The sequence below is a fragment of the Mixta calida genome (assembly GCF_002953215.1).
Taxonomy (GTDB): domain Bacteria; phylum Pseudomonadota; class Gammaproteobacteria; order Enterobacterales; family Enterobacteriaceae; genus Mixta; species Mixta calida.
Window position 1 is genome coordinate 3,490,279 of sequence record NZ_CP026378.1, and the last position, 19,186, is coordinate 3,509,464.

The 19,186-nt window shown below is 58.8% G+C and carries 14 protein-coding genes; 2 read left to right on the plus strand and 12 right to left on the minus strand.

Annotation, left to right across the window (positions count from 1 at the left end):
- Positions 1-6: 6 nt before the first annotated feature.
- Both C2E16_RS16695 and queE read right to left on the minus strand, forming a co-directional pair.
- Positions 7-1,314 carry an NAD(P)/FAD-dependent oxidoreductase gene (locus tag C2E16_RS16695; RefSeq protein WP_084970339.1) on the minus strand — a complete coding sequence of 436 codons (1,308 nt, stop codon included), beginning with the start codon at positions 1,312-1,314 and terminating at the stop codon, positions 7-9.
- 64 nt (positions 1,315-1,378) lie between these two features.
- A complete protein-coding gene (queE, locus tag C2E16_RS16700) occupies positions 1,379-2,050 on the minus strand; it encodes a 7-carboxy-7-deazaguanine synthase QueE (protein WP_038624467.1) in 672 nt (223 codons plus the stop codon).
- A 36-nt stretch (positions 2,051-2,086) separates the two neighbouring features.
- Here queE and C2E16_RS20905 point away from each other — a divergent pair, with 36 nt between their 5' ends.
- On the plus strand, positions 2,087-2,263 hold the full coding sequence (locus C2E16_RS20905; protein ID WP_156462400.1) for a hypothetical protein: 177 nt from the start codon (positions 2,087-2,089) through the stop codon (positions 2,261-2,263).
- Between the two features lie 76 nt (positions 2,264-2,339).
- Here C2E16_RS20905 and eno read toward each other — a convergent pair whose 3' ends face one another.
- The 5 genes from eno to rlmD form a co-directional block, all read right to left on the minus strand.
- The gene (eno, locus tag C2E16_RS16705; protein ID WP_038624466.1) at positions 2,340-3,635 is read right to left on the minus strand and encodes a phosphopyruvate hydratase; all 1,296 of its coding nucleotides are present in this window, start codon (positions 3,633-3,635) and stop codon (positions 2,340-2,342) included.
- A gap of 78 nt (positions 3,636-3,713) precedes the next feature.
- Positions 3,714-5,351, minus strand: a complete 1,638-nt coding sequence (gene pyrG / locus C2E16_RS16710) for a glutamine hydrolyzing CTP synthase (RefSeq protein WP_038624465.1) — start codon at positions 5,349-5,351, stop codon at positions 3,714-3,716.
- A gap of 860 nt (positions 5,352-6,211) precedes the next feature.
- Positions 6,212-7,006: a nucleoside triphosphate pyrophosphohydrolase gene (gene mazG / locus C2E16_RS16715; RefSeq protein ID WP_038624464.1), complete on the minus strand. Its 795-nt coding sequence runs from the start codon at positions 7,004-7,006 to the stop codon at positions 6,212-6,214.
- A gap of 66 nt (positions 7,007-7,072) precedes the next feature.
- A complete protein-coding gene (relA, locus tag C2E16_RS16720) occupies positions 7,073-9,307 on the minus strand; it encodes a GTP diphosphokinase (protein WP_038624463.1) in 2,235 nt (744 codons plus the stop codon).
- Positions 9,308-9,335: 28 nt separating this feature from the next.
- Positions 9,336-10,652, minus strand: coding sequence for a 23S rRNA (uracil(1939)-C(5))-methyltransferase RlmD (rlmD, locus tag C2E16_RS16725; RefSeq protein ID WP_084970340.1), 1,317 nt, complete (start codon positions 10,650-10,652; stop codon positions 9,336-9,338).
- A 91-nt stretch (positions 10,653-10,743) separates the two neighbouring features.
- On the opposite strand from rlmD, the gene barA reads away from it, so the two are divergent.
- Positions 10,744-13,473: a two-component sensor histidine kinase BarA gene (barA, locus tag C2E16_RS16730; protein ID WP_084970341.1), complete on the plus strand. Its 2,730-nt coding sequence runs from the start codon at positions 10,744-10,746 to the stop codon at positions 13,471-13,473.
- Here the strand turns inward: barA and C2E16_RS16735 are convergent.
- The 5 genes from C2E16_RS16735 to C2E16_RS16755 all read right to left on the minus strand — a co-directional run bounded on the left by C2E16_RS16735 (position 13,464) and on the right by C2E16_RS16755 (position 19,177).
- Positions 13,464-14,612: a glycerate kinase gene (locus C2E16_RS16735; protein ID WP_038624457.1), complete on the minus strand. Its 1,149-nt coding sequence runs from the start codon at positions 14,610-14,612 to the stop codon at positions 13,464-13,466. The two genes, barA and C2E16_RS16735, sit on opposite strands and share 10 nt — an antisense overlap.
- Before the next feature lie 83 nt (positions 14,613-14,695).
- Positions 14,696-15,586, minus strand: coding sequence for a 2-hydroxy-3-oxopropionate reductase (gene garR / locus C2E16_RS16740; RefSeq protein WP_038624455.1), 891 nt, complete (start codon positions 15,584-15,586; stop codon positions 14,696-14,698).
- 12 nt (positions 15,587-15,598) lie between these two features.
- Positions 15,599-16,360 carry a 2-dehydro-3-deoxyglucarate aldolase gene (gene garL, locus C2E16_RS16745; protein WP_038624453.1) on the minus strand — a complete coding sequence of 254 codons (762 nt, stop codon included), beginning with the start codon at positions 16,358-16,360 and terminating at the stop codon, positions 15,599-15,601.
- 121 nt (positions 16,361-16,481) lie between these two features.
- Positions 16,482-17,822, minus strand: coding sequence for a glucarate dehydratase (gudD, locus tag C2E16_RS16750; protein WP_038624451.1), 1,341 nt, complete (start codon positions 17,820-17,822; stop codon positions 16,482-16,484).
- A 17-nt stretch (positions 17,823-17,839) separates the two neighbouring features.
- Positions 17,840-19,177, minus strand: a complete 1,338-nt coding sequence (locus C2E16_RS16755) for an enolase C-terminal domain-like protein (RefSeq protein WP_038624449.1) — start codon at positions 19,175-19,177, stop codon at positions 17,840-17,842.
- Positions 19,178-19,186 lie beyond the last annotated feature (9 nt).

Here is a 19,186-nt window from a genome sequence, read left to right on the forward strand (position 1 = left end):
CGTCGCTTAACGCTCTTTTCTTCCTGTCCAGCGTTCTTTCAGCAGCGCGCCGTTGATCGCCATATCCAGTACAGGCGACGGGGGAAGCCAGTTGGCTTTGTCCAGCGCCTGCATCTGCGCGAGCAATGGATTATCTTCGCCTGCGACGTAATCCGCCAACAGAAGGCCCGCGATCGTCTGCTTTGAAATCCCCGCCCCGTTACAACCGCCAGCGGTGTAGAGAAAATCATTGATTTTTCCCCACTGCGGCGCACCGTTGCGCGTCACGCTAATGGTGCCCGACCAGCAATGACTGAAGGACAGATCGTGAAGCTGCGGATAGATTTTGCGAAATAGCTGCTGATGCAGACGGGCCGCCTGCCGCGTATGACGCGCGCTGATAACACCGTTCAGCGCCGGAATGACATGCTGGCGAATCAGGAACCGACGGTCCTGGGTAAAACGAAGCGTGGCGCCTGCTATCGCATTCACCGGCGTTAAGCCCCAGCTCGCCATTTTCGGCAGCCGGGCCAACTGCGCTTCGTTAAGCGGCGGCGTCAGGCTGGCAAAGGTGCCCATCGCCGCCTGACGACGGAGGCCGGGCAGCAGGTTGCCCGACAGGGCATTGGTCGCCAGAATCACCTTTTTCGCCCGTACCGCGCCCGTCGCGGTATACACCGTCACGCCGTGATGATAATCGATGGCGAGCGCCGGGCTGTGATACCAGAGCTTAACATTCTCAGGCAGCGTATCCGCCAGGCCGGCGATCAGTAGCGCTGGATTCACCAGTACCGTATCCGGCGTAAAAATGGCCTTGTGATAAAAGCGCGTACCCAGTTTTTCCTGTAAAGCGTCGGTATCGAGTTGTTGATACTCTTCCGCCATCTGCGCGAGACTGTCGCAGTAAGCCCGCAAAATTTTGTCCTGTCCTGGCGCGACCTGACAATGGTATTTTCCGGCGGCTTGCCATTCGCACTTGATGTGATGCTCATCCACCAGCGTCTTCAGCCACTGTATGCCCGCCTGCAACAACTGGCGATACGCATGGGCTTTTTTTAGCTCCGCCGTTGAACTGCCGATATTGTGCGGCAGGCCGATAATAAAACCGGAGTTTCTGCCGGATGCGCTGTCATAAGCCGTGCCGGCTTCCAGCACTGCGATTTTCCATGCCGGTTTCAGCATTGCCAGCCGTCGGGCGAAGGCCAGGCCGGCATAACCGGCGCCGATCACCACCCAGTCAGCCTCCGTCGTGGAGGTCAACGCAGGGAAAATGGCAGGCTGAGCGCGCTGGCTAAGCCAGCCGGAGACATTTTGATTAAGCGGCAGACGATTCATAACCCTTCCTTTGGTATGGATACTCCGAAAACAGGAGTGTACCACCCGCAGGTAAGGGCGTTAATCAGGCAATATTAAGGTATTTGTGGGTCTGCATGGAAAGACGCCAGTTGCGCGCGATGCAGGTCGCGATGCAGAGACGCGTCGCATCCTCTTTCTGACTGATCGGTTGCAGCGCGACGATACGCGCTTTTTCATCTTCAAGCCGCGCCAGCAGTTCATCCAGCGCATCGATATCGCGCTGACGTGCCACCGGATGTTTGATCTCATCGGCGCGCGCCAGCGCCTGATTCAGCACGTCATAGCCGCCGCGCATATTCACCTTCGGCGATACCGTCACCCAGGTTTCCGGCGAGCATTGCACCTCATGCGTGCCGCTGGTTTCAATCTGGCAGCTGAAGCCTGCCTGTTGCAGCGCGGCGGTCAGCGGCGTTAAGTCATGAATGCAGGGCTCGCCGCCGGTAATCACTACGTGACGCGCGGTCCACTGCTGACGCTTGATGGTCGCCAGCAGCGCGTCGGCATCGGCGGCGCCCCAGGCGTCGCTCTCTACGGTTTTTATCAGAATATCGCCCAGCGACGTTTCCCGATCGGCCAGCTTATCCCATGTATGTTTGGTATCGCACCAGCTGCAGCCAACCGGGCATCCCTGCAAGCGGATAAAAATTGCCGGAACGCCGGTATAAAAACCTTCGCCCTGCAACGTCTGGAACATTTCATTAATCGGGTACTGCATTACGCACTCACGTCAGGAGAAATAAGGGCGCAGATTATGGCAGATGAAACAAAGGACGCCAAATCTCCTCAGGAGAAAAGGCACAAACTGAAGATAAAAAATCAGGGTCTTATCGCCGAACAGGGCGCGGCGTCAGGTAATTTGGTAGGGGTCAGCGCGCACAAAGAAAAAGCGTTACCCTTATCGGCCTGTGGCGAAATATCTGCTGCCTGAAACGCAGTTAAAAAAAAGCCCCGTCAAAACGGGGCCTTTAGCTGAGCGGCGAAGTTATTCACCGCCAGTCGGTCAATTACTGACCTTTAACTTCTTTCAGACCGTTGAACGGCGCTTTAGCACCCAGCGCTTCTTCAATACGAATCAGCTGGTTGTATTTCGCTACGCGGTCAGAACGGCTCATAGAACCGGTTTTGATCTGGCCCGCTGCGGTACCTACCGCCAGGTCAGCAATGGTTGCGTCTTCGGTTTCGCCTGAACGGTGAGAGATAACGGCAGTGTAGCCAGCATCTTTCGCCATTTTGATTGCAGCCAGCGTTTCGCTCAGAGAACCGATCTGGTTGAATTTGATCAGGATGGAGTTAGCGATGCCTTTCTCGATGCCTTCTTTCAGGATCTTGGTGTTGGTTACGAACAGATCGTCGCCAACCAGCTGGATTTTGTCGCCCAGCACTTTGGTCTGGTAAGCGAAGCCTTCCCAGTCAGATTCGTCCAGGCCATCTTCGATGGAAACGATCGGATACTGTTTGGTCAGATCTTCCAGGAAGTGGGTGAACTCTTCAGAGGTGAACGCTTTGTTGCCTTCGCCAGCCAGAACGTATTTGCCGTCTTTGTAGAACTCAGAAGCCGCGCAGTCCATCGCCAGAGTGATGTCTTTGCCCAGCTCGTAGCCTGCCGCTTTTACCGCTTCAGCGATAACAGCCAGCGCTTCGGCGTTAGAGCCCAGGTTCGGCGCGTAGCCGCCTTCGTCGCCAACAGCGGTGTTCATGCCTTTGCCTTTCAGCACTTTCGCCAGATGATGGAAAACTTCAGAACCCATGCGAATCGCTTCTTTCACGGTTTTCGCGCCAACCGGCTGGATCATGAATTCCTGGATGTCGACGTTGTTATCGGCGTGCTCACCACCGTTGATGATGTTCATCATCGGCAGCGGCATAGAGAATTTGCCCGGCGTGCCGTTCAGTTCAGCAATGTGCTCATACAGCGGCATGCCTTTCGCTGCGGCTGCAGCTTTGGCGTTGGCCAGAGAAACCGCCAGAATCGCGTTAGCGCCGAAGTTGGATTTGTTTTCGGTGCCGTCCAGGTCGATCATGATTTTATCGATGTTCGCCTGATCTTTTGCATCTTTACCCAGAATAGCTTCAGCGATCGGGCCGTTTACTGCGGCTACCGCTTTGGTGACGCCTTTGCCCAGGAAACGTGATTTGTCGCCGTCACGCAGTTCCAGCGCTTCGCGAGAACCGGTGGAAGCGCCTGACGGCGCGGCAGCCATACCTACAAAACCGCCTTCCAGATGAACTTCAGCTTCAACAGTCGGGTTACCACGTGAGTCGATGATTTCACGACCGATGACTTTAACGATTTTGGACATTAGTTTTTCCTCAGTACAAGTTAAGCTAAAACTCAGACAAACAGCGCGCGGAAAGTTCGCGCGCTGTTATAAAAACGCTTACTTCACTTGATGCTTCTGGTACTCGCTTGCCGCTTTCACAAAGCCGGCAAAGAGCGGGTGACCATCGCGGGGCGTTGAGGTGAATTCCGGGTGGAATTGACACGCAACAAACCACGGGTGGTTCGGGTTTTCAATAATCTCAACCAGCTGATTGTCCCCTGAGCGACCCGCAACACGCAGCCCCGCCGCTTCGATGGGCTTCAGCAGCATGTTGTTAACTTCGTAGCGATGGCGATGACGTTCAACAATGGTGTCGGAGCCGTACATCTGGCGCACCAGGCTGTTTTCCGTCAGCTGGCACTGCTGGCTGCCGAGACGCATGGTGCCGCCCAGGTCGCTCTGTTCGCTACGCACTTCAACATTGCCGTTCTCATCACGCCATTCGGTGATTAACGCCACCACCGGATATTTACAGTCTGGCACAAATTCCGTCGAGTTGGCATCAGCCATGCCCGCAACGTTACGGGCGAACTCCATCAGCGCAACCTGCATCCCTAAGCAGATGCCCAGGTAAGGAATGTTGTTTTCGCGCGCATACTGAGCGGTCAGGATTTTGCCTTCGATACCGCGCGGGCCGAAGCCGCCCGGCACCAGGATCGCATCCAGATCTTTCAGCACTTCAACGCCGCGCGATTCCACATCCTGCGAGTCGATCAGCTTGATGTTCACCGTCACGCGGTTTTTCAGGCCGCCATGCTTCAGCGCTTCAATCACGGATTTGTAAGCGTCCGGCAGTTCGACATATTTGCCGACCATGCCAATAGTCACTTCGCCGCCCGGATTCGCTTCTTCATAAATGACCTGCTCCCATTCGGAGAGGTTCGCTTCCGGCACGTTCAGGCTGAATCGTTTACAAATATAATCGTCCAGCCCCTGAGATTTCAACAGGCCAGGAATCTTATAAATGGAATCAACATCTTTCAGCGAAATAACCGCTTTTTCCGGCACGTTGCAGAACAGCGCGATTTTTGCGCGTTCGTTAGCCGGCACGGCGCGGTCGGAACGGCAGATCAGCACGTCCGGCTGGATGCCGATAGAAAGCAGTTCTTTAACGGAATGCTGAGTCGGTTTGGTTTTGACTTCACCCGCCGCGGCCATATACGGCACAAGCGTCAGGTGCATATAGAGGGTATGTTCGCGTCCCACATCGACCGCCATCTGGCGGATCGCTTCAAGGAACGGCAGGGATTCGATATCACCGACGGTGCCGCCGATTTCCACCAGCACCACATCATGGCCTTCGCCGCCTTCGATGATGCGCTCTTTGATGGCGTTGGTGATATGTGGAATAACCTGAATGGTGGCGCCGAGATAATCGCCGCGACGCTCTTTGCGCAGCACCTCAGAATAGATGCGGCCAGTGGTAAAGTTATTGCGGCGCGTCATCCGGGTGCGGATAAAGCGCTCGTAGTGACCTAAATCCAGGTCGGTTTCAGCGCCGTCGTCGGTAACGAACACTTCACCGTGCTGAGTCGGGCTCATCGTGCCGGGATCCACGTTGATATACGGGTCCAGTTTCATGATGGTCACGTTCAGGCCACGCGCCTCAAGAATGGCTGCGAGGGAGGCTGCGGCAATGCCTTTACCCAGAGAGGATACGACCCCGCCGGTCACAAAAATATAGTTCGTTGTCATGCTGAACCTGAGAGTTGAGGTTTAAAGACGGTGGAATAACCAGGACGGGAAAACAGTATACCGGATTCACCTCTTAGCCACAATTGATCATTCTCCGCCGCCGCGACTGCTCGTGACGGCCTACCTTAGCGAAGCCTTACGCAAGAAGGGTTGATTTGCGTCATAGGGAGCGGAACTTTTTCACTAAAAGCTGAAACGAGTAAGCGGCGATCCACTTTTTAGTATATGAGCGCTAAGAGCCCATTGTTCGGCGTTTACTCGTTCAGAGATGGATTGACGACGCCTTTACGCAGCGGCCTTCGCCCTGCTGACGGCAGCGGGGCGGCTTTTAGGCCTCTGCTGCTGTTAACAGCCTGACGGCGCCGGTCATTCGAGGGGCGGGCCAACGGCGGAACGGCATGAATCCGTCCTGGAGCCTCCGCCCGCGCCTTCCCTGGCGCGGGAGGTCCGCCTTATGTCCCGTCCCTCTCCTTCCCCTGGACTTGGGCGCAAGAGACTTAACCTGCGGGGGTGCCTGAAAACGATTCAGACTGAAGCAGGAGAATAGACTTGAGAACAGATTTGAAGATTTTTCTGACAAACACCCCAAAGCCAGGGAAGCAGGGAGAAGGCTGCGGAGTAAAGCCTCCGCGTCAGGGATGACGCGGCGGAGTCTCCAGGGATGGATTGACGACGTCTTTACGCAGCGGCCTTCGCCCTGCTGACGGCAGCGGAGCGGCTTTTAAGCCCCTGCTGCTGTTAACAGCCTGACGGCGCCGGTCATCCGAGGGGCGGGCCAACGGCGGAACGGCATAAATCCGTCCTGGCGCCTCCGCCCTGCTGACGACAGCGGAGCGGTTGTAGGCAGGGCATTCACTCAGCTAGCCCGCCGCTTTTTCGCCCGCTTTCACCTGCTGCCAGGCGGCTTCCATCTGATCCAGCGTGGCGTCGCTCATGTTCATGCCCTGCGCGGCAATAATCTGTTCGACCTGCCGGAAACGGCGTTCGAATTTCACGTTCGCCTTTTGTAACGCCGTCTCCGCTTTGGTGCCGAGATGGCGCGCCAGATTGACGGTCGCGAACAGCAAATCGCCGACCTCTTCCTCCAGCTTCGCCTCATCCACCACCGCCTGCTGCGCCTCGTGCATCACCTCATCGATCTCTTCATGCACCTTGTCCACGACCGGCCCCAGCGTCGTCCAGTCAAAGCCGACGCTGCGGCAGCGCTTCTGGATTTTCTGCGCGCGCATCAACGCAGGCAGCGCCTGAGGAATATCATCCAGCGCCGAATGCTGCGCTTTCTCCGCCCGCTCCTGCTGCTTAATCTGCTCCCAGTTATGTAGCACCTCTTCGCTATCCTTCACCTGCGCATTGGCGAAAATATGGGGATGACGGCGCTCAAGCTTATCGGCGATGCCGTGACAAATGTCGTCGAAGGTAAAACGGCCTTCCTCGCGCGCTATCTGCGCATAAAACACCACCTGAAACAGCAGATCGCCCAGCTCACCGCGCAGATCGTCATAGTCCTCACGCTGAATGGCGTCAATGACCTCATAGGTCTCTTCCAGCGTATAGGGGGCGATCGTGGCGTAAGTTTGCTCGCGATCCCAGGGGCAGCCGTTCTGCGGATCGCGCAGGGTCTGCATAATTGTCAGCAGACGTTCAAGAGCAGTCATAGTAAAACCTTATTGAATAGAACAGGATACCGGCATAAACGCGTCGAAGGCGCTTATGCCGGTCAATCAGTGCAGACGACGAGCGTCGATAATGTCGGGAACCTGATTCAGGCGCGCCAGCACGCGGCCCAGCACCTGTTGGTTATAGATCTCGATATCCATATCGATGGTCGCCAGCTGCTTGCGCGTATCGCTGCGGCTGGAAACGCCCAGCACATTCACTTTTTCATTCGCGAGGATCGTGGTGATATCGCGCAGTAGTCCGCTGCGATCGTTGGCGGTGACGCGCACCACCAGCGAATAGCCGCTGGAGTAGCTCTCCCCCCAGACCGCATCGACAATCCGCTCCGGCGCATGAGACATCAGTTCAGCCAGCTGGTCGCAGTCGGCGCGGTGAATGGAAATGCCGCGACCCTGAGTGATAAAGCCGACAATATCGTCGCCCGGAATCGGCTGACAGCAGCGGGCGATATGGTGCATCAGGTTGCCCACCCCTTCCACCACCACGCGCCCGCTCTCCTTGCCGGAGCGCTGCGGCGTATGGCTTTTCTGCGTCAGCTGGCGCAGCGCTTCGCGATCTTCCTCCTCCGCGCTCGGCTTATTCAGCTTCGCCTGCAGGAAATTAACCATCTGATTAAGACGAATATCACCGCCGCCAATCGCCGCCAGCAGCTCGTCAAGCGTGGTGACGTTATAGCGCGGCAGCAGCAGCTTTTCCGCCTCTTTCAGGCTGATATCCAGCTGATTCAGCTCGTTATCCAGAATCTGACGGCCAGCGGCGATATTCTTGTCGCGATCCTGCTTGCGGAACCAGGCGTGGATCTTGGAGCGTCCCCGGCTGGTGGTGACGTAGCCCAGATTAGGGTTCAGCCAGTCACGGCTGGGGTTTGGCTGCTTCTGAGTGATGATCTCAATCTGATCGCCCATCTGCAGCTGATAGGTAAAGGGCACGATGCGGCCGCCGATTTTCGCGCCGATGCAGCGATGCCCGATATCGCTGTGGATATGATAGGCGAAATCGAGCGGCGTCGACCCGGCAGGCAGATCGACCACGTCGCCCTTCGGCGTAAACACATAAACGCGATCGTCGAACACCTGGCTGCGCACCTCTTCCAGCAGCTCGCCGGTATCCGCCATCTCCTCCTGCCAGGCGATCAGTTTGCGCAGCCAGGCGATGCGTTCCTCATGCCCCTGCGCGCCGCGCGCCTGGCCGCCGGTGCCGCCCTCTTTATATTTCCAGTGCGCGGCTACGCCCAGCTCCGCATCCTCATGCATCTGACGCGTGCGGATCTGAATTTCCACCGTCTTACCGCCGGGACCTAACACCACGGTATGAATCGACTGATAGCCATTCGGCTTGGGATTGGCGACGTAGTCGTCAAACTCGTCCGGCAGATGACGATAGAGCGTATGCACAATGCCCAGCGCGCCGTAGCAGTCCTGCAAGCGTTCGGCGACGATACGCACCGCGCGCACGTCAAACAGCTCGTCGAACGCCAGCGACTTCTTCTGCATTTTGCGCCAGATGCTGTAGATATGCTTCGGACGGCCATAGACCTCCGCCTTGACGCCTTCGCGCGTCATCTCGGTGCGCAGGCTCTCAACGAAGGATTCAATATACTGTTCGCGATCGATGCGGCGTTCGTGCAGTAGCCGGGCGATGCGTTTGTACTCATCAGGATGCAGATAGCGGAAGCAGAAATCCTCCAGCTCCCACTTGAGCTGCCCGATGCCGAGGCGGTTGGCTAACGGCGCGTAGATATTGGTGCACTCTTTCGCCGCCAGCACGCGCTCATCTTCCGGCGCATCTTTCATTTCGCGCAGATGGGCGATGCGTTCCGCCAGCTTAATCACCACGCAGCGGAAATCTTCTACCATCGCCAGCAGCATGCGACGTACATTATCCACCTGCTCCGAAGCCATCGAATCGTTATGGATGGCTTTCAGATGACGGATGGCGTCCATATCGCGCACGCCGTGTACCAGCGAAACGATCGCTTTGCCGAAGGTCTCCTCCAGCTTCTCTTCCGACACCACGTCGGCGTCCGCCAGCGGAAACACCAGCGCGGCGCGCAGCGTGTCGTTATCCATGCTGAGCATCGAAAGAATTTCGACCATTTCAATGCCGCGCCACAGCAGCAGCGACTGATCGGGATGTGACTGCGTAACGGTCTCACAATAGCGCCAGGTATCGGCCAGACGTTCACATGATTGCGGGTTAGCGATCCCCAAACTGGTGATCCACTGATCGAGCGCGAACTCGCCAGCCGTATTCAAATGTGCGCTTCTTACCGCAACCATAACCTCTCCTGGCAACCTGTAAAGATACTTACGTTTTACTGAATAGCACCATGGATTCAAGGTGGCCCGTATGCGGGAACATATCGAGCATCGCCACCCTCTCCAGCTGGTAACCGGCAGCCAGCAGCACCTGGCTGTCCCGGGCAAGTGTAGTCGGGTTACAGGAAACATAGACCACGCGTTGCGGCGCGAGTTTAGCAATATGCTGCATGACTCCGCCGGCACCCGCGCGCGCCGGGTCCAGTAACACCTTATCAAAACCTTGCGCCGCCCACGGCTGGCGCGTTACATCTTCTTCCAGGTTCTCATGAAAAAAAGTGATATTTTCAAGACCATTCAGCTTGGCATTATACGCACCTTGTGCTGCTAAAGCTGCTACCCCTTCCACACCCACGACATTTTGTACAAATTTTGCTGTTGGAAGCGTGAAGTTGCCCATCCCGCAAAAAAGGTCCAGCACGCGGTCGTTCGGTTGCAGGTCGAGCCATTCCAGCGCCTTCGCCACCATTTTCTGATTTACCGCATCGTTAACCTGAATAAAATCGCGCGGGCTAAACGTTAACTTCAGCTGATGGGACAGGTAGTAAGGCCGATCGCCAGTCACCTGTTCGGTGTGCTCGCTGTCAGGGGCGAGAAACAGCGCCAGCTGATGCTTATGCGAAAACTGTTCCAGTTTTTGGCGATCGCCGGCGCTCAGCGGATCGAGATGACGCAGCACCAGCACCGGGCCATTGTCCGCCAGCACCAGCTCGACATGTCCCAGCCGCCGCACCGCCTGCAACGAGGCGAGGCACACGCGCAGCGGCACCAGCAGCGTCTCCAGCTCAGGCTTCAAAATGGGGCAACAGTCGATCGAAACCAGGTCATTCGAGGCGGTTTTACGAAAGCCCATCTGCAACGTCTGCGTTTTAGGTTGATACTGCAACCCCAGACGAGCGCGTCGACGATAGCCGTAAGCGCTGTCGCCAATAACCTCATCCACCGCGATCTCGCGGCCGGTTTCGCGCGTCAGCAGATGCGCCAGCGCCTTCGCTTTGCTCTGCTGCTGCAATGATTGCGAGGCGTGCTGCTGCTGACAGCCGCCGCAGACGTTGAACCACGGGCAGCGCGGCGTGACTCGCTCCGGGCTGGGCTGCAAAATACGCTGCGCGCGGCCGCGCGCATATTGACGCTTATCCTCCAGCAGCATCACCTCGACCTGCTCGCCCGGCAGCGCGCCGCTGACAAACAGCGCCTTGCCCTGATGGCGCGCCACGCCCTGGCCGAAAGCATCAAGATCATGAATCGTGACGGTAATGGTTTGCCGGGTCGTCACACGCCGTTTTGCAGAGTAGAATTGCGCCATAGTGGAATAGAATCTCTGAATAATTGCTACGCGAAGTCACGCCTGCTTTGCAGCGTCACCGCCCGGCGCAATTGTCTCATACCGGACTACCATGACCAAATACAGCCTGCGGGCAAGGATGATGATTTTAATACTGGCGCCGACGCTGATGATCGGACTGCTGCTCAGCACCTTTTTCGTGGTGCATCGCTACAACGAGTTACAGCGGCAGCTGGTGGACGCGGGCGCCAATATTATCGAGCCATTGGCGGTCTCCAGTGAATATGGCATGACCTTTCACAGCCGCGAGTCGGTGCGTCAGCTGGTCAGCCTGCTGCATCGCCGTCACTCCGATATCGTGCGCGCCATTACGGTGTTTGATGATAAAAACCAGATTTTCGTCACCTCTAACTATCACCTTAATCAGGATCTGCTGCGCCTGCCGGACGGCGCTAAAGCGCCGAGCCTGACGGTGATTGAGCGTCGCGGCAATGTCATGGTGCTGCGTACGCCGGTGGTATCGGAAAGCTACTACCCTGACGAGTCGCCGGGACGCGACGCCAAGCCCACCGGCAATCCGCTCGGCTACGTGGCGATAGAGCTGGATCTGCAATCGGTCAGGCTACAGCAGTATAAAGAGGTGTTTGTCGCCACCCTGCTGCTGCTGTTCTGCCTCTGCATCGCCATGATGTTCGCCTATCGACTGATGCGCGACGTCACCGGCCCGATTCGCAATATGGTCAGCACGGTGGATCGCATTCGTCGCGGCCAGCTCGACAGTCGCGTCGAAGGCTATATGCTCGGCGAACTGGATATGTTGAAAAACGGCATCAATTCGATGGCGATGTCGCTTACCGCCTACCACGAAGAGATGCAGCAAAACATCGATCAGGCGACCTCCGACCTGCGCGAAACGCTGGAGCAGATGGAGATCCAGAACGTCGAGCTGGATCTGGCGAAGCGACGCGCGCAGGAAGCGGCGCGCATCAAGTCGGAATTTCTGGCGAATATGTCCCATGAATTGCGCACCCCGCTTAACGGCGTGATCGGCTTTACCCGTCAAACGCTGAAAACGCCGCTGACCTCTACGCAGCGCGATTACCTGCATACCATCGAGCGTTCGGCGAATAACCTGCTCAGCATCATCAACGACGTGCTCGACTTCTCGAAGCTGGAAGCGGGCAAGCTGGTGCTGGAATCGATCCCCTTCCCGCTGCGCGCCACGCTGGATGAAACCCTGGTGCTGCTGGCGCCTTCGGCCCACGATAAAGGGCTGGAGCTGACCATCAACGTGCAGGGCGAAGTACCGGACAACGTGATTGGCGATCCGCTGCGCCTGCAACAGATTCTCACCAACCTGATCGGCAACGCGGTGAAGTTCACCGAGCGCGGTAATATCGATATTCGCGTGGAAAAGCGCAGCCTGAGCAACAGCAGCGTCGAGCTGGAAGTGCAGGTGCACGATACCGGCATCGGCATCGCGGAAAAACAGCAGTCGCAGCTGTTTCAGGCGTTCCGCCAGGCGGACGCCAGCATCTCCCGTCGTCACGGCGGCACCGGGCTGGGTCTGGTGATTACGCAAAAACTGGTGAATGAGATGGGCGGCGAAATCGCCTTCCACAGCCGCCTTAATCAGGGATCGACCTTCTGGTTCCACGTCAGTCTGGCGCTGAACCCTAACGCCGCCAGCGATCCGCGCGCGCTGGACGGGCTGCGCGGCAAACGCCTCGCCTACATCGAAGCCAACCCGGCGGCGGCGCAGGCGACGCTGGATATGCTCGGCTCCACGCCGTTGCAGGTCAGCTACAGCCTGACGCTCGAAGGATTGACCTACGCGCGCTACGATATGCTGCTGGTCGGGATACCGATTAGTCAGCGCACCGATAACGTGCTGTCGCAGGCCTATATCAACAGCCTGAAGGCGCGCGCCGACTGCGTGATCGTCGCGCTGCCCAGCCAGATGCAGTTGCAGGCGGAGCTGCTGAAAACGCGCGGCATCGACGCCTGCCTGAGCAAGCCGGTAACGCGCACGCGCCTGCTGCCGATTATGCTCGATTTGCACGCGCGCAAACTCTACGATCTGCCGGTACGCGCTCGTCTGCCGCTGTCGGTGATGGCGGTAGACGACAACCCGGCCAACCTGAAACTGATCGGCGCGCTGCTGGAGGAACAGGTCGAGAATATCGTGCTGTGCGACAGCGGCGAAAAAGCGATTGATCTTGCGCAGCAGCAGTCGCTGGACATTATTCTGATGGATATTCAGATGCCGGAGATCGACGGCATTCGCGCCAGCGAGCTGATCCGCGAAATGCCGCAGCACGCCAACACGCCGATTATCGCCGTCACGGCGCACGCCATCGACGGCGAACGCGAGCACCTGATCAAAGCGGGCATGAACGACTATCTTGCCAAGCCGATCGATGAAGTGAAGCTAAGCCATCTGCTGGCGCGCTATTCGCCCTCGTTGCAACCGCAAGCGCAGGAGACGCCGCTGATTTCTCCGTCTCTCGACTGGCAGCTGGCGCTGCGTCAGGCCGCCAATAAGCCGGAGCTGGCGCGCGATCTGTTGCAGATGCTGCTCGATTTTCTGCCGGAGGTGCGGGAAAAAGTGGAGCAAAGTCTGGCGGACAACCGACAGTACGGGCTGCGCGAGATTATCCATAAGCTGCACGGCAGCGCCAGCTACAGCGGCGTGCCGCGCATGAAACAGCTGTGCCGCCAGATTGAACACAGCCTGCGCATCAGCGGCGATGTGGCGGCGCTGGAGCCGGAGCTGCTGGAACTGCTGGATGAGATGGATAATGTGGCGCAGGAGGCGCGCCACATTTTGAGTCAGTCCTGATTAAACGTCTGACCGACTTTTAAGGCGGCGGCGATATTGCGCGCCGTCATACGCACATTCTGTGCGGCATTATCCAGTGCCTCCTCCAGCGTGCAGATAGAGTAGATCACGCTAAACACCGCGTCGATACCGTGCTGATGCACCACGCCGACATCCGCCGTCAGGCTGCCGGCGATGCCGATCACCGGCTTGTTGTAGCGCTTCGCCACCTTCGCCACGCCAATCGGCACCTTGCCGTGAATGGTCTGGCTGTCGATACGGCCTTCGCCGGTAATCACCAGCGTCGCGTCCTTCACCAGGTCATCGAGGCCCAGCGCCTCGGTGACGATCTCAATGCCGCGCCGCAGCTCCGCCTGGCAGAAAGCGTGCAGCGCCGCGCCCATGCCGCCCGCCGCGCCGCCGCCGGGAATATGCAGCACGTCGATATCAAGATCGCGCTGAATCACCGCCGCATAGTGCGCGAGCGCGGCGTCCAGTTCGGCGACCAGTTCAGGCGTCGCGCCTTTCTGCGGGCCAAAAATCGCCGACGCGCCCTCTTCACCGGTCAGCGGATTGGTAACGTCACAGGCGACTTCAAAACGGCACTGTTGCAGGCGCGCGTCGAGCGCGCTGATATCGATACGCGCCAGCGTCGTCAGCGCGCTGCCGCCGTAACCGATCTGCTCGCCGTGTTGATTAAGCAGCCGTGCGCCCAGCGCCTGCACCATGCCAGCGCCGCCGTCATTGGTCGCGCTGCCGCCGATGCCGATAATAAAGTGCTGCACGCCGCGATCGAGCGCGTTGCGAATCAGCTCACCGGTGCCCCAGGAGGTGGTGACGCGCGGATCGCGCCGCGCGGCAGGCACCAGTTCCAGGCCGCTGGCCGCGGCCATCTCAATAAAGGCGCAGCTCTCATCGCCGGACAGACCATAAAAGGCTTCCACCGGTTCGCCAAGCGGCCCGGTGACGCGTAGCCTGACAATTTTGCCCTGCGTCGCCGCGACCATCGCCTCCACTGTTCCTTCGCCGCCATCCGCAACCGGCAGCTTGACGTATTGCGCGTCAGGAAAGATCGCACGAAAGCCGTTTTCAATCTCCGCTGCGACCTGCAGGGCGGATAAACTCTCTTTATACGAATCCGGTGCAATAACGATTTTCATAAATAGTCCGAGCGCTGTTGAGCTGGCCGCAGCCAGAAAACGAAGCCGGTCAGTCCGACCGGCGACATAACCGGTGCGGCTGGCTAGCGTGAAACTTCAACCTTCGCTAATTTTTCATAATAGCAGGCCAGCGCGCTGTGATCGGCTGTACCCATGCCATCCGCTTTCAGCGCCTGCATCATTTCCATGACGGCGGCGGTGAGCGGCAGCTGCGCGCCGATGCCGTGCGAGGTGTCCAGCGCGTTGCTGAGATCTTTGATATGCAGATCGATGCGGAAGCCCGGTTTAAAGTTACGATCCATCACCATCGGCGCTTTAGCGTCCAGCACCGTGCTGCCCGCGAGCCCGCCGCGAATCGCCTGATAAACCAGATCCGGGTTAACGCCCGCTTTGGTGGCGAGGGTTAACGCTTCGGACATCGCGGCGATATTCAGCGCCACGATTACCTGATTCGCCAGCTTAGTGACGTTGCCCGCGCCGATATCGCCGGTATGCACCACCGAACCCGCCATCGCCTTCATCAGATCGTAATGGGCGTCGAACACCGCTTTATCGCCGCCGACCATCACTGAAAGCGTGCCGTCGATCGCCTTCGGCTCGCCGCCGCTGACCGGCGCATCCAACATTTTGATGCCCTTCTCCGCCAGCGCCTGATGAATTTCCCGGCTCGCCAGCGGCGCGATAGAGCTCATATCAATCAGCACGGCGCCCGCTTTCGCGCCGTCGATAATGCCATTCTCGCCCAGCGCCACCTCTTTTACGTGCGGCGAGTTAGGCAGCATGGTGATGATCACGTCGCACTGCTCCGCCACCTCTTTCGGCGTTTTCGCCGCGGTAGCGCCCAGCTCCACCAGTTCCGCCTCGTTCTGCGGGTTGGAGTCGCGCACCACCAGCGTATAACCCGCTTTCAGCAGGTTTTTACTCATCGGTTTGCCCATGATGCCCAGGCCAATAAATCCTACTTTCATCGTTATTCTCCTGTTAATTTATTTTTTGAAACGATCGCACAGCGCCTGCGTCGCGCTGCGGAAAACGCCAAGATCGCTTCCCACCGCGACAAAGGTCGCGCCCCATTCCAGGTAGCGGCGCGCGTCCGCTTCTACCGGCGCCAGGATGCCGCTCGGTTTGCCGGCCGCTTTCGCGCGGGCGAAAATATGCTGAATCACCTTCAGCACTTCAGGATGGGCAGGCTGTCCCAGATAGCCGAGCGCGGCGGAAAGGTCGCCAGGGCCGACAAAGATGCCGTCTACGCCGTCAACCGCGATAATGCTGTCGAGGTTGTCCACGCCCTGCTGGCTTTCGATCTGCACCAGTACGCTGATGTTGCTGTTGATATCGAGGTTGTAGTCCGGCAGCGTGCCGTACATATTGCTGCGGTGCGACACCGACACGCCGCGAATGCCGGCGGGCGGATAGCGCGTCGAGGCGACCGCCAGGCGCGCTTCCTCTTCGCTTTCGACAAACGGGATCAGGAAGTTATAGAAGCCGATATCCAGCAGGCGCTTGATGATCACCGGCTCGTTGCAGGGCGGACGCACCACGGCGGCGCTTGGGCTGCCTTTCAGCGCCATCAGCTGCGGCACGAAAGTGGTGATATCGTTCGGCGCATGCTCGCCATCCAGCACCAGCCAGTCAAACCCGGCCAGCCCCAGAACTTCGGTAGTGATGGGGTTGGCCAGCGAACACCAGCTGCCAATCAGGGTTTCACCGCTCAGCAGGCGCTGACGAAAACGGTTGGGATAGCTCATTCTGTTTCCTCCTGGCCAGGCGCTGGCGACAACGGTTGGGACAGTTCATTCTGTTTCCTCCGGGTCAGGCGCTGACGAAAACGGTTGGGATAGCTCATTCTGTTTCCTCCTGGTCAGGCGCTTAGCGCACCAGGCAGGGCCGCTTATTATTGAAAGTCCAGTTGGGGATCAGATACTGCATCGCCTGCGCGTCGTCACGCGCGCCCAGTCCATGCTTCTGATAAAGTTCGTTCGCCTTCATCACCTGGTCCATATCCAGCTCCACGCCGAGGCCCGGCGTCTGCGGCACCTGCACCAGACCGCCCTTGATCTCCAGCGGCTGTTTAGTGAGGCGCTGATTGCCCTCCTGCCAGATCCAGTGGGTATCGATAGCGGTGATAGCGCCGGGCGCGGCGGCGGCGACGTGAGTAAACATCGCCAGCGAAATATCGAAGTGGTTATTGGAGTGGGAGCCCCAGGTCAGACCGAACTCATGGCACATCTGCGCGACGCGCACCGATCCCTGCATGGTCCAGAAGTGCGGATCGGCCAGCGGGATGTCCACCGACTGTAGCGAAAGGGTGTGGCCCATCTGGCGCCAGTCGGTGGCGATCATATTGGTGGCGGTCGGCAATCCGGTGGCGCGGCGGAATTCCGCCATCACCTCACGGCCGGAATAGCCCTGCTCCGCACCGCACGGATCTTCCGCATAGGCCAGCACGTTGCGCAGCTGTTTGCCCAGCCGGATCGACTCCTCCAGCGACCAGGCGCCGTTAGGATCGAGCGTGATGCGCGCCTCCGGGAAGCGTTTCGCCAGCGCGGTGACCGCTTCCGCCTCTTCGCTGCCCGCCAGCACGCCGCCCTTCAGTTTAAAATCGTTGAAGCCATACTTTTCATAAGCCGCTTCCGCCAGGCGCACCACGGTTTCCGGCGTCAGCGCCTCTTCATGGCGCAGGCGGTACCAGTCGCAGCGGGCGTCCGGCTCGCTCTGATAGGGCAACGAGGTTTTGCGGCGATCGCCGACGTAGAACAGGTAACCCAGCATTTCGACCTGATTGCGCTGCTGCCCTTCGCCCAACAGACTGGCGACATTCACGCCGAGGAACTGGCCGAGCAGGTCAAGCAGCGCCGCTTCGATGCCGGTAACCACATGGATAGTGGTGCGCAGGTCGAACGTCTGGGTGCCGCGACCGCCGGCGTCGCGGTCGGCAAACGTGGTGCGCACCTGGTTGAGCAGGTTTTTATACTCGCCCAGCGTATGACCGATAATCAGCGCCGCCGCCTCCTCCAGCGTCTGACGGATTTTTTCGCCGCCCGGAATTTCGCCGACGCCGGTATGTCCCGCGTTATCTTTGATAATCACAATATTGCGGGTGAAAAAAGGCGCGTGCGCGCCGCTCAGGTTGAGCAGCATGCTGTCGTAACCGGCGACCGGGATGACCTGCATCGCGGTAATTTTCGGCGTGGCGTTCTGTTGGCTCATGGTCAGATTCCTTATGCTTACCTGCGCCCGAACACCGGGCGCTTGCGATCGAATGTCCAGCCGGGGATCAGATACTGCATGGCGGTGGCGTCATTGCGTGCGCCGCCCGGCAAGGTTTTATAGAGTTCATGCGCCTGTTGCAGGCGCGCCCAGTCAAGCTCGATGCCGAGACCGGGCTTGTCCGGCACGGCGATCTTGCCCTGACGGATCTGCAACGGCTCCCTGGTGAGGCGCTGATCGCCCTCCTGCCAGATCCAGTGGGTGTCGATGGCGGTCGGTTTGCCCGGCGCGGCGGCGCCGACGTGGGTAAACATCGCCAGCGAAATATCGAAATGGTTATTAGAGTGGCAGCCCCAGGTGAGACCCCAGTCATCGCACAGCTGAGCGACGCGCACCGCGCCGCTCAGCGTCCAGAAGTGCGGATCGGCCAGCGGGATATCGACGGCGTTCAGCATTACTGCATGCTGCATCTCACGCCAGTTGGTGGCGATCATATTGGTCGCCACCGGCAGTCCGGTGGCGCGGCGAAACTCCGCCATCACCTCACGGCCGGAGTAGCCCTGCTCCGCGCCGCAGGGGTCTTCGGCGTAGGTCAACACATCCTGCATTCCTTTGCAGAGCGCGATCGCTTCGTCCAGCAGCCAGGCGCCGTTGGGATCGACGGTGATGCGCGCGTCGGGAAAACGCTTTTTCAACGCGCACGCGGTGTCGATCTCATCTTCGCCCGGCAGAACGCCGCCTTTCAGCTTGAAATCTTTAAAGCCGTAGCGATCCTGCGCCGCTTCCGCCAGCCGTACCACCGCGTCGCTGTCCAGCGCCTGCTGATGGCGCAGACGATACCAGTCATGGCTCGCCCCGTCGCCGCTGAGATAAGGCAGATCGGTTTTTTGACGATCGCCGATATAGAACAGGTAGCCTAAAACCGTCACCTCGTCGCGCTGCTGGCCGGGGCCGAGCAGCTCCGCCACCGGCACGCCGAGAAACTGGCCGAGCAGATCGAGCAACGCCGATTCCAGCGCCGCCACCGCGTTGATGCGCAGCTCAAAGGTCCAGGCGCCCTTGCCGAACGTATCGAAATCAGCGTGCTGATTGCCCTTATGCACCTGCTGCACCAGCCGGTTCATGCGCGCCACTTCATGCCCCACCACCTGCGGAATGGCGGCGGTCAGCGTCTGATAAATGGTTTCGCCGCCCGGCGCTTCGCCAAGGCCGGTATGGCCGGCGCTGTCGGTCAGCACCACGATATTGCGGGTGAAGAAGGCGCTGTGCGCGCCGCCGATATTCAGCAGCATGCTGTCGTAACCGGCGACCGGCACCACCTTCATATCGGTAATCACGGGCGTATAGGTGTTCATCACCGCTCC